This is a genomic window from Rhizobium sp. PRIMUS64, from assembly GCF_023006465.1.
Classification (GTDB): Bacteria; Pseudomonadota; Alphaproteobacteria; order Rhizobiales; family Rhizobiaceae; genus Rhizobium; species Rhizobium leguminosarum.
The window spans coordinates 60,099-73,580 of sequence record NZ_JALBGX010000015.1 but is presented as its reverse complement, the minus strand read 5'-3'; the positions used below and the strand labels follow the sequence as shown (position 1 = coordinate 73,580).

13 protein-coding genes are annotated in these 13,482 nt (G+C 61.0%); 9 read left to right on the top strand and 4 right to left on the bottom strand.

The window, feature by feature from the left end:
• Positions 1–99: 99 nt before the first annotated feature.
• On the bottom strand, positions 100–1,890 hold the full coding sequence (locus tag MOV76_RS09075) for an ABC transporter ATP-binding protein (RefSeq protein WP_065276184.1): 1,791 nt from the start codon (positions 1,888–1,890) through the stop codon (positions 100–102).
• A gap of 326 nt (positions 1,891–2,216) precedes the next feature.
• On the opposite strand from MOV76_RS09075, the gene MOV76_RS09070 reads away from it, so the two are divergent.
• A complete protein-coding gene (locus tag MOV76_RS09070; protein WP_309506136.1) occupies positions 2,217–2,360 on the top strand; it encodes a hypothetical protein in 144 nt (47 codons plus the stop codon).
• A gap of 7 nt (positions 2,361–2,367) precedes the next feature.
• Here MOV76_RS09070 and MOV76_RS09065 read toward each other — a convergent pair whose 3' ends face one another.
• A complete protein-coding gene (locus MOV76_RS09065) occupies positions 2,368–2,823 on the bottom strand; it encodes an Rrf2 family transcriptional regulator (protein WP_065276183.1) in 456 nt (151 codons plus the stop codon).
• A 132-nt stretch (positions 2,824–2,955) separates the two neighbouring features.
• Here MOV76_RS09065 and MOV76_RS09060 point away from each other — a divergent pair, with 132 nt between their 5' ends.
• The 8 genes from MOV76_RS09060 to MOV76_RS09025 all read left to right on the top strand — a co-directional run bounded on the left by MOV76_RS09060 (position 2,956) and on the right by MOV76_RS09025 (position 10,820).
• Positions 2,956–3,861: an NAD(P)/FAD-dependent oxidoreductase gene (locus MOV76_RS09060; protein ID WP_247264367.1), complete on the top strand. Its 906-nt coding sequence runs from the start codon at positions 2,956–2,958 to the stop codon at positions 3,859–3,861.
• Positions 3,862–4,112: 251 nt separating this feature from the next.
• Positions 4,113–4,559, top strand: a complete 447-nt coding sequence (locus MOV76_RS09055; RefSeq protein WP_018246272.1) for a DUF805 domain-containing protein — start codon at positions 4,113–4,115, stop codon at positions 4,557–4,559.
• Positions 4,560–4,562: 3 nt separating this feature from the next.
• The gene (locus MOV76_RS09050; RefSeq protein ID WP_247264366.1) at positions 4,563–5,318 is read left to right on the top strand and encodes a hypothetical protein; all 756 of its coding nucleotides are present in this window, start codon (positions 4,563–4,565) and stop codon (positions 5,316–5,318) included.
• Positions 5,311–6,585: a hypothetical protein gene (locus MOV76_RS09045; protein ID WP_247264365.1), complete on the top strand. Its 1,275-nt coding sequence runs from the start codon at positions 5,311–5,313 to the stop codon at positions 6,583–6,585. Before MOV76_RS09050 ends, MOV76_RS09045 begins: the two co-directional genes overlap by 8 nt.
• Positions 6,572–7,528, top strand: coding sequence for a MoxR family ATPase (locus MOV76_RS09040; RefSeq protein WP_018246275.1), 957 nt, complete (start codon positions 6,572–6,574; stop codon positions 7,526–7,528). Before MOV76_RS09045 ends, MOV76_RS09040 begins: the two co-directional genes overlap by 14 nt.
• Positions 7,529–8,848, top strand: coding sequence for a DUF58 domain-containing protein (locus MOV76_RS09035; protein ID WP_247264364.1), 1,320 nt, complete (start codon positions 7,529–7,531; stop codon positions 8,846–8,848).
• On the top strand, positions 8,848–9,924 hold the full coding sequence (locus MOV76_RS09030) for a stage II sporulation protein M (protein WP_247264363.1): 1,077 nt from the start codon (positions 8,848–8,850) through the stop codon (positions 9,922–9,924). Before MOV76_RS09035 ends, MOV76_RS09030 begins: the two co-directional genes overlap by 1 nt.
• Positions 9,921–10,820, top strand: coding sequence for an RDD family protein (locus tag MOV76_RS09025; RefSeq protein ID WP_247264362.1), 900 nt, complete (start codon positions 9,921–9,923; stop codon positions 10,818–10,820). Before MOV76_RS09030 ends, MOV76_RS09025 begins: the two co-directional genes overlap by 4 nt.
• Before the next feature lie 30 nt (positions 10,821–10,850).
• Here the strand turns inward: MOV76_RS09025 and MOV76_RS09020 are convergent, their stop codons facing one another.
• A complete protein-coding gene (locus tag MOV76_RS09020; RefSeq protein WP_247264361.1) occupies positions 10,851–11,729 on the bottom strand; it encodes an FkbM family methyltransferase in 879 nt (292 codons plus the stop codon).
• A complete protein-coding gene (locus tag MOV76_RS09015) occupies positions 11,729–13,447 on the bottom strand; it encodes an adenylate/guanylate cyclase domain-containing protein (RefSeq protein WP_247264360.1) in 1,719 nt (572 codons plus the stop codon). Before MOV76_RS09015 ends, MOV76_RS09020 begins: the two co-directional genes overlap by 1 nt.
• Positions 13,448–13,482: the final 35 nt, after the last annotated feature.

Genomic DNA, 13,482 nt, shown 5'->3' with positions numbered 1-13,482 from the left:
CCTGAAATCGGAATCGATTTAAGGATAAAATTGTGCAGCAATGCAAAGTGCTACAACGCCGAGCGTCTAAAAAGGCGCGCGGCGCTGTAGTGTTTCGGTTCACGCCACTAGACCCTTGGTCAGCTCCAGCGCCTGCCGTTCGAACAGCCGGCGATAGATACCGTTGTTAAGCCGGATCAGCGCCTGGTGGTCGCCTTCTTCAACGATATTTCCCTTGTCGAAGACCAGCAGCCGGTCCAGCGCTCGCACCGTGGATAGCCGGTGTGCGATGACAAGCGTCGTGCGGCCGCTCATCAGGCGTTCCATGGCCTGCTGGATCTGTACTTCGCTCTCACTGTCGAGGCTCGATGTGGCTTCGTCCAGGATCAGCACCGGCGCATCAGCCAGGAAGGCACGGGCAATGGCGACACGCTGCCGCTCGCCGCCCGAGAGCTTGACGCCGCGTTCCCCCACCAGTGTCTCATAGCCCTTGGGAAGGTCCATGATGAAATCGTGGGCGCTCGCCTGTTTGGCTGCGTGCTCGATCTCGCGGCGCGAGGCGTTCGGCCTGCTATAGGCAATGTTTTCCGCCAGCGTCCGGTGGAACAGAATGGGCTCCTGCTGCACGATGGCGATCTGGCCGCGCAGGCTGGATTGCCTAACCCCTGCGATATCCTGCCCGTCAATGCGGATCGCGCCCGAATTCACGTCATAGAGGCGCTGGATGAGCTTGACGAAGGTGGTCTTGCCAGAGCCCGAATGCCCCACCAGGCCCACGCGCTCACCCGGCTTGATGGTGACCGAAAAGTCCTCATAAAGCGGGGTGGGATGAGCGCCATATTGGAAGGTGACGCGATCGAAGACGATCTCGCCCTCGCCAATCTTGATAGGCTTGGCGTTCGGCTTGTCCTCGATGCCTAGCGGCATCTTGTCGAGCAGCACCAGTTCTTCCATGTCGTTGACGGCACGCTGCAGATTGCGGATGTCCTGGCCGACATTGCGCAGATAGCCTTGCAGAACGAAGAACATGGCCAGCACGAAGGTGATGTCGCCAGGCGTCGCCAGCCCCCGCTGCCACATGACCAGGCCCGTTCCCAAAATACCTGCCTGCATGGAAACCATCATGAAGCCCTGGATCGTGCCGCTCAATGTGCCGCGCTTCCATGTCCGCCGCGTGCGGCTGTCCCATCTGGCCAGCACCTGGCCCAGTCGCGTCTCTTCGCGGCTCTCGGCCCCGAAGGCCTTGACCACCGAATTGCAGCTGATGGCATCCGCCAGTGCGCCACCAAGCTTGGTGTCCCAGGCATTGGCAAGCCTTGCCGCCGGCGACACGAAGCCCATGGAAAGCGCCACGGTGACACCGATATAGATCAGCGAGCCCGCAGCCACGATCAGGCCCATGATCGGCCAGTAGCTGCCGAGCACGATGCTGGCGCCGACCAGCATGACGATGGACGGCAGCAGCGCTACCAGCAGCAGATCGTTAAGCGCGTCGAGCGCCCACATGCCGCGGGTGATCTTGCGCACCGTCGAACCGGCAAAGCTGTTGGCGTGCCAGTCGGTCGAGAACCGCTGCACCTTGTGGAAACCGTTATTGACCACATCCGCCATGGTGCGCAGCGTCAGCCGGATGATGCCGTTGAAGATGAACCAGCGCAGTGCCACGCTGGTCAGGCCCAGAGCCACGACGATGACGAAGGCGCGCAGCGCCCGGTCAGCCGCATTGCCGCCGGCAATGGCATCGACGATCTCGCCTGAGAAAACTGGCACCATGACTTCTGCCAGGGTGCTTGATATCACCAACACGATGATACCGCCCACCAAGACAGGCCGATGGCGCCAATGATGGAAAACAAAGCCGAGCACATGGCGATAGGCATCGGCGCGGAAATCGAGCTTCTTGCGAGTCATTTTAATCGCTCGGCGCCGTGTCGGCGACCGGTCCTCAAAATAGAGAGTTGGATGGCACAGCCCAAGCGGGAGACGAAATGATCCCGTCAGATCAATCGGGCTATGAATTAAGGGAAAACCGCATGTCGGGCGCGCTTAAGGCGGGCCGCGAATGGAAATGACCTAGCGTCGGGACATTCCGCACGGGAAGGTTTCGATGATTGCTGGCATGCAACGCCTCCCTTGTGTTCGAACTAAAGCGGTGAGCGTTTTGTACCGAAGCAATGCGCCATTGCCAAGCGGATTTTTGCAACCTTACGGAAAGTGATGCGGAAACGACACACCTTGTGCGCTTGCCACGAGACGGTTGGGCCGGCGTGCTCGCCCGTAGCGGCGGCGCCGTCGGTGGTCTGCCGCTGGAGCACCCCGAGCTTCTGCCTCCGCCTGCCGACGTGAAGGAGGGCCGTTATTTCCTCTACCGCAGGACGTAATCCCCGCTCAAGAAGCGCAGGAATAGGATGTGGCCGGGAGCGCGGTCAGTTTTGCCTCGAAGTCGGCTGCGATTTTGTCCAGCGTCACGCTGTCCAATCGTCGCAGCAGCAGGGCCTGGGCTTCCTTCATCGCGTCGCCGAGGACGACATTCACCGCCTGTTCCACAAGACACTGCGGCTGATCGTCGGCTGGGCCGATGGCGAAGAGATGTGGCTCGCCGATGGCGTTGTAGACGTCGAGCAGGGTGATCTCAGACAGCGGACGCACCAGCGTCCAGCCGCCGCCATGGCCTTTTTCGGAGCGGACGTAGCCTTGTTCGCGAAGGCCGGCCATGGTGCGGCGGACGACGACCGGATTGGTGTTAAGCATCTTTGCAATCATGTCGGAGGTCGCCGAATGCTGGTGCTTATCCATGTGGATCAGCACGTGCAGCATGCGTGAAAGGCGGCTGTCATTGCGCATGGTTCTCTTCCTGTCGATCGGATGGATCATTATCGCAAGGGGATCGTAACAAGACAAGTAACATGATGCTTGACGGCGCCAGATCATGTAACTTATGTTGAGTCATGAGTTCGATATCAAATGGAGAGTTCCATGTCGTTTGAAGCCATTATCATCGGCGGAAACTTCGCCGGCCTGTCGGCAGCCATGCAGCTTGCCCGGGCGCGGCGGCGGGTTCTACTGATCGATGCCGGCGCGCCGCGCAATCGGTTTTCTGAAGCCTCGCATGGGTTCTTGGGCCAGGACGGCCAGACGCCGGCGGCGATCATGCGGGAGGGTAAACGCCAACTCTCGCTTTACCCGACCATCACCATCCGCGAGGGGAAAGTCGTTCGGGCACGGAGGGATGGCGACGCGTTCATTGTCGGCACCGAAGACGGCGGCGAAGAACGGGCCGCGCGCATCGTGCTCGCAACCGGCGTCAGCGACACGCTGCCCGAAATCCCCGGCCTCAAGGAGCGATGGGGCCGTACCGCGCTGCACTGCCCCTATTGCCACGGTTTTGAGGTGAGCGGCGGCAAGCTCGGTGTCCTTGCAAACCATCCGCATTCGGCCCATTCGGCGATGATGATCCCGGACTGGGGAGTAACGACCTTTTTCACCCAGGCGCTATTCGAGCCCGATGAAGAGCAATTGCTGAAGCTGAGCGCCCGGGGCGTTCGGATCGAACGCAGCCCTATCGTCGAATTGTTGGGCGACAATCCGAAGCTCGAGGCCGTTCGCCTCGCCGATGGCCGCGTCGTGCCGCTCGATGCCGTGTTCGTCGCGCCGAAAACGGCAATGGCGAGCCCGGTTGCCGAACAGCTCGGCTGCGCCTTCGACGACGGCCCGTTCGGGCCGATCATCCGCAACGGTGACAACAAGGAAACCACCGTCAAGGGTGTCTTCGCCGCCGGCGATGCGGCTAGCGCCATGCACAATGCCACACTCGCCTCCGCCTCAGGCGTGCTCGTCGGCGTGCACTGCCATCAATCGCTTGTCATGCAGTTGGGAGCGTAAGGCGGAAACAGCCCGTTAAACGGGTGAAATTCTCCCCAACAGGTCAGGGACTTTCACGTCCACCTTGCGGTCATCGAGGTGAAAATCTCAACGCGTTAAGCATTGCTTTTAAAATAATGACCCGATGCAACCAACTTATTGCAATTTCTACGTTTGAATTGTAGCTGTTTTTCGTCTGAAATGACTGCGAGCAAGAGGATAGTGAGACCGGGGATCACCGCGCTTGCGTCAGCATAAATGGGGGCATTGAAATGGGGTTTACTGAAGCCGTTCGGACTGTTCTAACGCAGAAATATGCAACCTTTTCCGGCAGGGCCTCCCGCTCGGAGTTCTGGTGGTTTCAACTGTTCTATGTGCTTGTAGGGATCGCACTTCTAATCGTGGCCAGTTTGGCCGGTGCCTTTTCCGATATTCAGGATGGACCTTCGTCAGTGTTATTCGCTTTCGGAGCCGTCGGTGGATTGTTCGCGCTTGCAATGTTTTTGCCGCAGATATCTCTTCAGGTTCGCCGCTTCCATGATCGCAACATTTCCGCTTGGTGGTATCTCGCACTGTTCATCCTGAACATGATTCCCGCCGTCGGTTTCATTGCAGGCCTTGCGATGTTGGTGATTTGCGTGCTCAGGGGCACGGAGGGTCCGAACAAGTTCGGGCCGGATCCTCTGCGCCCCGAAGTGAGAGCAGAAGTCTTCGCCTAGAGCATGGCCATCCGCAACCTCGGCCTGCTGGCGGCTTTGTTGCTCGCCGCCTCAGCTCAGTTGTCGCCTGCGTGGGCGCAAGACAGCGACAGTCAGCAGGTTGGGGGCGGCGATCAAAAAAAGAGCGCCGTCGGAGCCGAATATGCGGCGCAGTGCCAGCAGAATGGATTGCGCTGCACGCTCGTCTATGGTGACGTCTCGGCAAGTGCCGAGCCGGCGTCCAATACGACAACATCGTCGCCGCAACGCAAGCCGTTGATGATCCCGCGAGAGTCGGTTGTCAGCGGTCCTCTGGCGGTTGCCGTCGTGCTTGTCGGTCTCATCGTGGCCATCGGCTTGTGGATACGCTTCGGCAATGGCGGTGTTTTGCTCTCCTCTGCTCCACGCGACATGGAGCGGCAGGGGGAGGCGCCGGAAAGCTGGCGCACATCGGCAGACGATGCCGAGGAAAAGCCGAGCGACTTCCTCCAACGCATTGCCGCCATGGCGGATCGCAGGCAGGCGCTTGTCCTGCTGCTCAGACATTGCCTGCTGCACGCGGCAGATGTGACGGGAACACGGCTTTTCCGCTCGGATACGGAACGGGCGGTTTTCGCGCGCCTGCCGGAGAATATGCCCGACCGCGATCGGCTTGAAAATTTTCTGACCGCGGTTGAACTCGTTCACTACGGCGGCCGCACGCTTGCGGAAAGCCATTTCAGCGTCCTTCTGACGACCGCGCGCGGGTTGCTGTCATCAGGCAGAGTGGCCAATGCGTAACTCGGGCCCTCTTTTGTTTCTGGGGCTGTTGCTTGCGCTGGCGGCGCTGGCAGTCTTTGCGCTGTCGCGCGGCAGCGATTTCGACCGCTCGGCCCTCGGCAACAAGGGGTTGGAATCGTGGCTGCAAGCCAAGGGTATCCCTGTCGTCCGATCCGACCCTCATGTCGCCCGGGCGCGTTCGGAAATCTCGCTGCGCATTATTCCCTTGTCGATACGCCAAGGCGAGACTGTCGCACCTCAGGTAAACGAGGAAGCGGATGATGCAGGCCCGGAAAGTCCGATCCGGGAGTCAAACCGCTATGCCCTGCCAACGCTGATCATTTTGCCGAAGTGGCAGGGCAGCGTTTCAACGGATGGTATTGCCAGCAAATCGAGACTGGTCGATCTCGCCGATATCGGCAGCGAACTCGACAAGATCGGTTATGCAGATTTTGGCTTCGCCCGTAGCAGTACCAATTTTGAAGAGGCGCAGCCGCAGCTGTACCCGGGGCAGCCCATCAGTATCGCCCTCTATCAGGCACAAACCTTCGAGCGGTCGAGCCTCCCGGGTGGTTGGGAGGAGCTCGCGGGCACACCGTCGGGCGCACTGCTCCTGCGTGGCGAGGACGACCCCAACATCTATCTGCTGTCGGATCCGGACCTGTTGAACAATCACGGACTGGCTCTCGCCGATAACGCCTCCTTTGCCGTGTCGCTGGTGACGCTGTTGCGCGGAGCGGGCGAGAAGCGGCCGGTCTTTCTGGATACATCAGGCCTTCCTCTGGATAGCAAGAAACCGGCGGATGAGGGCCGGACCTACGAGCGCTCTGCCTCCGATTTCAAGCGGTTTTTCGCCTATCCGCTTTCCGTCATCTGGGGAGTGTTGCTCGTCGTTGCAGCCATTTGTTTCTGGCGCGGCGCCTATCGCTTCGGGCCTGCCTTGAACGAGACATCCGGAAACATCGAGCTGTCGAAGACTGCCGCGATCGACGCGACGGCGCGTCTGCTGCGCCTGTCGGGCAATGATGGCCGGATGACCGGACAGTTCGTGCTCCATCTGCTTGCGGACAAGGCGCAACTGGTCTTCGGCCCTGGAGCGGGAAACGAGGCGGGCATAGAGCGGCTGTTTCAGCGTCTGGCGCGCCGCGATCAGGCGGCGGCGAAAGCATTGCACTCGTCAGCACAGGCGCTGATCGATCGTGGACATCTGATGACGCGGGCTAATCTGCACCGCAATCTCGAGACATTCAGAAAATCGCTGGGGAGCATTGACCTTGGATCTAGGTGAATTTCGTAATCTTATCGCTGCGGTTCGTGGCGAGATCGGCAAAGCGGTGCAGGGGCAGGATGCGATCATCGATCTCGTCCTGATCTCGATCTTTGCCGGCGGGCATTGCCTGGTCGAAGGTCCGCCCGGCACGGCCAAAACCTTGCTTGCCCGGTCGGTCTCCGCCGCCATGGCGCTGCAATATCGTCGCATCCAGTTCACGCCAGACCTGATGCCCGGCGATGTTCTGGGCGTCAATCTCTTCAACTTCCAGACAAATCAGTTCCACCTGACCAAGGGCCCGGTCTTTACCGACATTCTTCTCGCCGATGAGATCAATCGCGCGCCGCCGAAGACGCAATCCGCCCTGCTGCAGGCGATGAACGAGCGGATGGTCACGCTTGATGGAACGGATTATTCCCTGGGGCCGGATTTCTTCGTGCTTGCCACGCAGAACCCGATCGAGCAGCAGGGCACCTATCCCTTGCCCGAAGCACAGCTCGATCGCTTCCTGTTCAAGCTTGTCGTCGATTTTCCCAGCCGCGATACGGAAATTGCCATCCTCTCCAAACACGCGACGCAGGCGCTGAAATCAGACCTGCGCAATGCCGGCATCCGTCCGCTTGTCACGAGTGCCGCACTCGCTACAGGGCGGGCGCTGATCGATGCGATCCATCTGGACAACACGATCCTGACCTACATCGTCGACCTTGTGCGCGCCACGCGCTCCGATCCCGACATTCTCTACGGCGCATCCACCCGCGCAGCCGACGCCGTTGCATCGGCAGTGCGCGTGCGCGCGGCTTTTGAGGGAAGGGATTACGGCTTGCCGGACGATGTCCAGGCGTTGCTGGTGCCCGCCTTGCGCCATCGCATCGTGCTTTCGCCCTCGGCGGAAATTGACGGGCGCACGCCGGACGAGGTGCTGCGCAATATCATGAACCGCGTGGATGCGCCCCGTTAAATGCGGCCATCCTCCACTCTGATCGCGCTCGTTCTGATATCAGCCGCGGTGACAGTCTTCACCAGCGTGTGGTGGCGCGACATGAGCTATCTCCTACTCCTCATGTGGCTTGCAATCGCAGCGCTCACGGTCGCCGATCTGGTCATCTCCAATTTGGCGGGCAGGATGACGATCGATTTCGATCTGCCGCCGCAAGGCTTTGTCGGCCACATCACCGCGTTCACGGTCGGCGTACGGCCGCAGAAGGGCGTGCTGCCTCAGAAAATCGAAATCCGGCTCGATCTCGCTCCCGAGCTTGTCGTCGACGAGATCAGATGGCTCAACCCTGCATCGGGTGCCGGGGAAGGGGAGGTCAAGGCCTCTCTGGACCTTCATCTGACCCGGCGGGGACGATACGCGGTCAACGAGCTGTGGCTGAAGTGGCCATCGCGATTGAAGCTGCTCGAGATCATCGCGCGCATGCCGGTGGGCAAAGAGATCGCCGTCCAGCCCGACATATCGCCGGTGCTGTCGGGAGCGATCAAGACCCAGATCCTGCCGCTGGAGGCCGGCCAGAAGGATTTGCGGTTGCGTGGCGAGGGATCGGAATTCCACCAGCTGCGGGAATTTGCTAGCGGCATGGATCCGCGCAGCATCGATTGGAAGCGGTCGGCGCGCATGCGCAGTCTCGTCGTGCGCGAGATGCGGGCCGAACGAAACCACCAGATCATCCTCTGCGTCGATTCCGGGCGGCTGATGGGCGAACAGCTTGCCGGCTTCACGAAGCTCGATCGCGCCATCAATGCGGCGCTCGCCATGTGCTGGGGTGCAGGCCTTGCCGGCGATCTCGTCGGCTTCTACAGCTTCGACAGCCGTCCGCGTCTCTTCGTGCCGGCCTTGCCCGGACGAGCGGCCTTTCCGCGGCTGCAGACGGTGTGCGCCGGGCTGCGCTACGAAACCCAGGAGACCAACCATACCTTGGGACTGACCCACCTGTCCGGACGCCTGAAGCGACGGTCGCTGGTTGTGATATTCTCCGATTTCGTCGACACCATCACGGCGGAGCTGATGATCGAGAACATACAGGTGCTCGCCCGGCATCACTTCGTCGTCTATGTCGCCTTGCGCGATCCGATGCTGGGAAAGCTCATCGAACCCGAGGAAACGACGCTCGATGCCGTCGCTCGCTCGGTTGCGGCACGCCAGATCCTTCACGAAAGGCGCGCCGTCATGGAAAAGCTGGCGCGTCTCGGCGTGCTTTGCCTCGATAGCACGCCGGAGGCACTGACTTCGGATCTCATTGCGCGCTACATCGAAATCAAATCCCGTGAGATGATATGATGGATATCGGTATCGACGGCAGGATGGATAAGGGCGCGACAGTCGATGTCGGCGCTGTCCAGAACGATACGCTTCGTTCGGCCCGCTTCCGGTTGGAGCGCGAGGCACACTGGCGTCAACTGGACGAACTCGTGACGCGTGCCGAGAAAGGGGGCGCAGCCGCGCTCGGCTATGATGAGGTCCGCAATCTCGCCAGCGGCTACAGGCAGGCGATGAACTCGCTGAGCGTGGCGCGCGATATTTCTCTCGATCGCGCCCTGATTGCCTATCTGGAAAGCCTCTGCGCCCGGGCCTATCTCGTTGTCTACGCCCCGCAGGAAAGCCTGGGCGGCCTGATGAGGCGCCTGCTGTCGCACGGCATTCCCCAGGCCGTGCGTCGCTCGGCCCTACCTTTGTTCATCGGCTTCCTGGCGCTCATTCTGGGGGCGGCTGCCGGATACAGGCTCTGCGCCAACGATCCGAGCTGGTTCTATACCTTGGTGCCGCCGGAGATGGCCGACCAGCGTACGCCTGATGCCTCGACCGACTACCTCCGTTCGACCATCTATGGCGATGAAGGGCATGACAGCGACCGGCTGGCCGCATTTTCCGCCTTTCTCTTTTCCCACAACACCACCATCGTCATCCTGATCTTCACCCTTGGTGTGTTCGTGTCGGTGCCGAGCTTCATCCTGACCTTTTACAATGGTCTGATCCTCGGCGCGTTCTTCGCGATGTTTTATCGCAGAGGGCTGGGCTACGACGTCTTCGCCTGGCTCTCGATCCACGGCGTGACCGAGCTTGCGGCCATCGCCATTGCTTGCGCGGGTGGGGCAAGGCTCGGACTTGCCGTTCTCCTTCCAGGTGCCAGAACACGAAAGGAAGCCTTGCGCCACCAGGCGCATGATGCCGTCAAGCTCGCCATCCTCGCAGGGCTGATGCTTGTCGCGGCAGCCTTCATCGAAGGCTTCCTGCGCCAGTTGATACAGGATCCGACCTGGCGTCTCATCATCGGCTGGGGGATGGGCGTCTGCTGGGTGGGCTGGCTGCTGCTTGCAGGCCGCGAAAACAAAGCGTCGCGTGAGGCGGTGCGATGAACCGGACAGACAAGGACGGCAAGCGCGTCGAGCAGTTCATCCCGCCGGAGGGCGTCCCGATCACCTTCGCCATTGCCTCGCTCGGAACCCGTTTCGGCGCGCAATTCCTCGACATCGTCTTCACCACAATCATCATATTCATCTGTGCCACCGCCATCATCTTCACAGGCGTGCTGCCTATGACGGCGGAGGCGATGCTCATGGTGCTGCTCGGTTTTTTGGTGCAGATCCCCTATTACATCCTCTCGGAACTCATCTGGAACGGACGCACGCTCGGAAAAAGAATAACGGGCATCCGCGTCATCAATGTGGACGGACGGCGGCTTACGCCGCACCAGGTGACCGCACGCAACCTGATGAAACAGGTGGAGATTTTCGCCCCCATGGGCCTTTTGGCTTCGGTCGACACGCAGTCGGCCTGGGAAAACGGTCTGACGAGCCTCTGGCTTCTGGCAGTGGTCGTCGTTCCCTTCACCAACCGGCGCCGGCAGAGGCTCGGCGACATCATTGCCGGCACCCTGGTGGTCGACACTCCGCGCTCCGTGCTGCTGTCCGATCTCGCGCTGTCCGCCCCCGCCGCCGCGTCGACGCAGGCGGAGTACGAATTCTTGGCCGAGCATCTCGATGTCTACGGCAAATATGAGCTGCAGACGTTGGAGGACGTGCTTCGCGACTCGACAAAGACGTCCAACCATAAAGAGATCGAACAGATCGTGCGAACCATTACCCGGAAGATTCGGTATGAAGACACCGTGAAGCCCGGCCGGGAGCTGCACTTCCTCAACGAGTTCTATCGCGCCCAGCGCGAGCATCTGGAGAGCTTGAAGCTTTTCGGCACGCTTCGCGAAAACAAATATCATGAGCATTCGCGAACAGAGGCGAAGAAACTTGTTTGATGCGACGTAGTTTCCGAAACAACGCGCCTTCTACGGCAAAAACAGCACGTTGTACTGATCGACATCGCCCGGCAGATCCCGCACCTTCATCTCCACCTCTCGACCCTCGAAGAGGACGAGGCAATCCTCGTAGAAGCCTGATAGCATTGATATGAAGGCTTTAGTTGCCTCTGCTCCGTAGAAGAGCGGCGTGAACTCCATATAGAGCGGCACGCGGCGGCCAAGCAGCGGCTGCATCGACCGGCAGGCGACCGGCTCGTAGCCCTCGATATCCATCCAGACGAGACCGATCGCAGCCGGGTCGATTGAAAGTCCGGCAAGGATTTCGGAGACCGGCTTCACCGGCACGCTTATCTTCTTGTCCGTCGGGCTCTGGCGAATGGCGCTGCTCTTGCCGTGATTGTTGAGGTTGAGGAAAAAGTCGATCTCGCCTTCGTGCTCGCCGGCGGCGCAGTTGACGAGGCGGACCTTCTCCTCCAGCCGGTTCTGGCGGATGTTAAGTTGAAGCAGCGGGAAATTGCGTGGATCGGGCTCGACGCTGACGATCTTGGCGTAAGTGCCGCTCAAGGCGAAATAGACCGTCTGGGTGCCGATATTGCCGCCGATCTCGAGCAGCGTCGCATCCTTCCTGAGCAGGCCGCGCTCGCGCAAGATGACGATCAGCCGGTCGACGGCCTCGCGCTCGAAATGGCCCTTCCGGAAAACCTTGCGGCCGATATAGTCGGCGGGCGAGAAGGTCATCAGATGGTCGCCAGCGTCGACCGTGATCGAGACGACGCGCGGGCCGATATTCTCGATCAGCAGGCGGCGGCCGAAGCGGGTGTCGAAGAAGCGCGAAGCGGCGGCATTGCGCGCCTTGCGCAGGCGGCGGCTCCAGTACTTGGTGGTCAGCCAGGGCTCGCCGGGCATCAGGCTTTTCCTTCGAGCGGTTCTGCCGCTTTCTCTCTCGGAATGACGTAGACTTTCAACGGCAAGGCCCGGCCGCGCACACTGATTTCACGGCTTTCGATGCCGGCGAGGTCAGCACCCGAAAGGTTCGCCACCGGTTCGGAGATGACGATCGCCGCCTCGAACTCCTTGGCAGCACTTTCCAACCGGCTCGCAACATTGACGGTATCGCCGATCGCCGTCATGCTGCGGACCCGACCGTATCCCATCGTGCCGACGACGGCCGGGCCGGTGTGTATGCCGATGGCGATGCGCAGCGGCAGTGCCAGTTCATCGGCCAGTTCGGCGGCGAGTTTTTCGATCTCGGCGACAATCGCTGCTGCCGCGTTGAGCGCCTGGCGGCAGGCTTCCTCCGGCGTGGTGTTGAGCCCGAAGAGCGCCATGGCGCCGTCGCCGATGAACTTGTCGAGCCGCCCGCCCGCCTGCTCCACCGCCTTGCCGATGATGGCGAAATAGCGGTTCAGCAGGAAGACGACATCGAAGGGCAGGCGGGTTTCCGTCAGTGTGGTGAAATGGCGGATATCGACGAAGAGGACGGCGATCTCGCGCTCGCGGCCGGGGCTCGTCTCCTGGCTGTTGGCAGGAAGTGCAGCCTCGATCGCCGGCACGAGAAGCGGCGCGACCGCAACATCGCTGTTTGGACGAAGCTGGCAGGCGAGCCGGACATCCGGGCCGGCATTGATGCGCCTCAGCGTCGTCTGTTCCATCTTGTCGGGGGCCGGTAGGCTGTCGTAATCGCCAAGGATCTGCACCCGGCAGGTGGAGCACTGGCCCTTGCCGCCGCAGACCGAATAATGCGGCAAGCCGCCGAGCCGGCTCGCTTCCAGCACCGAGAAGCCGCGCGGCACACTGATCACCTCGCCGCCCGGATAATGCACGGAGACCTGGTCCAGCCGCTCCTTCAGCTTGCGGCGGGCGCGGGCGACGACGACGATGAGCAGCGAGGCCGAGAATGCGCCGTAGAGCCCGGCTCGGATCATGGCGACCTGACGATGAACTTCCGGGTTTGAAGCGTAGCGGGTGTTGACGCCCTCCTTGTAGGCGCTGATCGTCATTGCCTGCTGGTAGGACGGATCGGCGAGCGTGCGGCCCATTTCAACGAAGCCGAGCAGCGAGAGCACCGGCACGAGGATCGCAAGGGCCAGCAGCAGCGGCGCAAAGTCCGGATACCAGGGCCGATAGCGCAGCCAAAAATGGATGCCGATGCAGCCGTGGACCCAGACGGCGACGACACCGAACACCTGCCGCACGCCGTTTGTCGGATTCCTGATCCAGAGAGTACTGACGACCGTTTCGTAGTCATCGATGTAGCCGTAGAACTCATGGGCGATGCGCGTACCGATGACGTGATCCATAAGCAGCAGCGGGATCATCAAGCCGAGCACGATCTGCGCCATTTCCCCCTTCGGCATGACGAGGCTGCGGCGCATGTAGATGGCGCGCAGCACCAGTGCGATATGGATGAGGACCGACGAATAGAAGATGGCGGTCCCCAGAGGATTGCGCCAGATCGCCAGAAAGAGGTGGGCGGCTTTATCGGCGGCGGCGACGGAAATCAGGCCAATCGCATGGTTCGACAAATGCAAGAGGACGAAGATGAAAATGACGAGGCCGGAACCGAGCCTCGCCCTTCTGATCGTCCGTTCCGAAAAAATCCCTGTGGCCGAGACCGTCGTCATTCATTCCCGTTCTTGTCGATGTAACTGCAGGCCCA

Coding starts and splice junctions, on each gene's coding strand:
- MOV76_RS09075 (WP_065276184.1), bottom strand. CDS start 1,890: ATGACTCGCAAGAAGCTCGATTTCCGCGCCGATGCCTATCGCCATGTG.
- MOV76_RS09065 (WP_065276183.1), bottom strand. CDS start 2,823: ATGCGCAATGACAGCCGCCTTTCACGCATGCTGCACGTGCTGATCCAC.
- MOV76_RS09060 (WP_247264367.1), top strand. CDS start 2,956: ATGTCGTTTGAAGCCATTATCATCGGCGGAAACTTCGCCGGCCTGTCG.
- MOV76_RS09055 (WP_018246272.1), top strand. CDS start 4,113: ATGGGGTTTACTGAAGCCGTTCGGACTGTTCTAACGCAGAAATATGCA.
- MOV76_RS09050 (WP_247264366.1), top strand. CDS start 4,563: ATGGCCATCCGCAACCTCGGCCTGCTGGCGGCTTTGTTGCTCGCCGCC.
- MOV76_RS09045 (WP_247264365.1), top strand. CDS start 5,311: ATGCGTAACTCGGGCCCTCTTTTGTTTCTGGGGCTGTTGCTTGCGCTG.
- MOV76_RS09035 (WP_247264364.1), top strand. CDS start 7,529: ATGCGGCCATCCTCCACTCTGATCGCGCTCGTTCTGATATCAGCCGCG.
- MOV76_RS09030 (WP_247264363.1), top strand. CDS start 8,848: ATGGATATCGGTATCGACGGCAGGATGGATAAGGGCGCGACAGTCGAT.
- MOV76_RS09025 (WP_247264362.1), top strand. CDS start 9,921: ATGAACCGGACAGACAAGGACGGCAAGCGCGTCGAGCAGTTCATCCCG.
- MOV76_RS09020 (WP_247264361.1), bottom strand. CDS start 11,729: ATGCCCGGCGAGCCCTGGCTGACCACCAAGTACTGGAGCCGCCGCCTG.
- MOV76_RS09015 (WP_247264360.1), bottom strand. CDS start 13,447: ATGACGACGGTCTCGGCCACAGGGATTTTTTCGGAACGGACGATCAGA.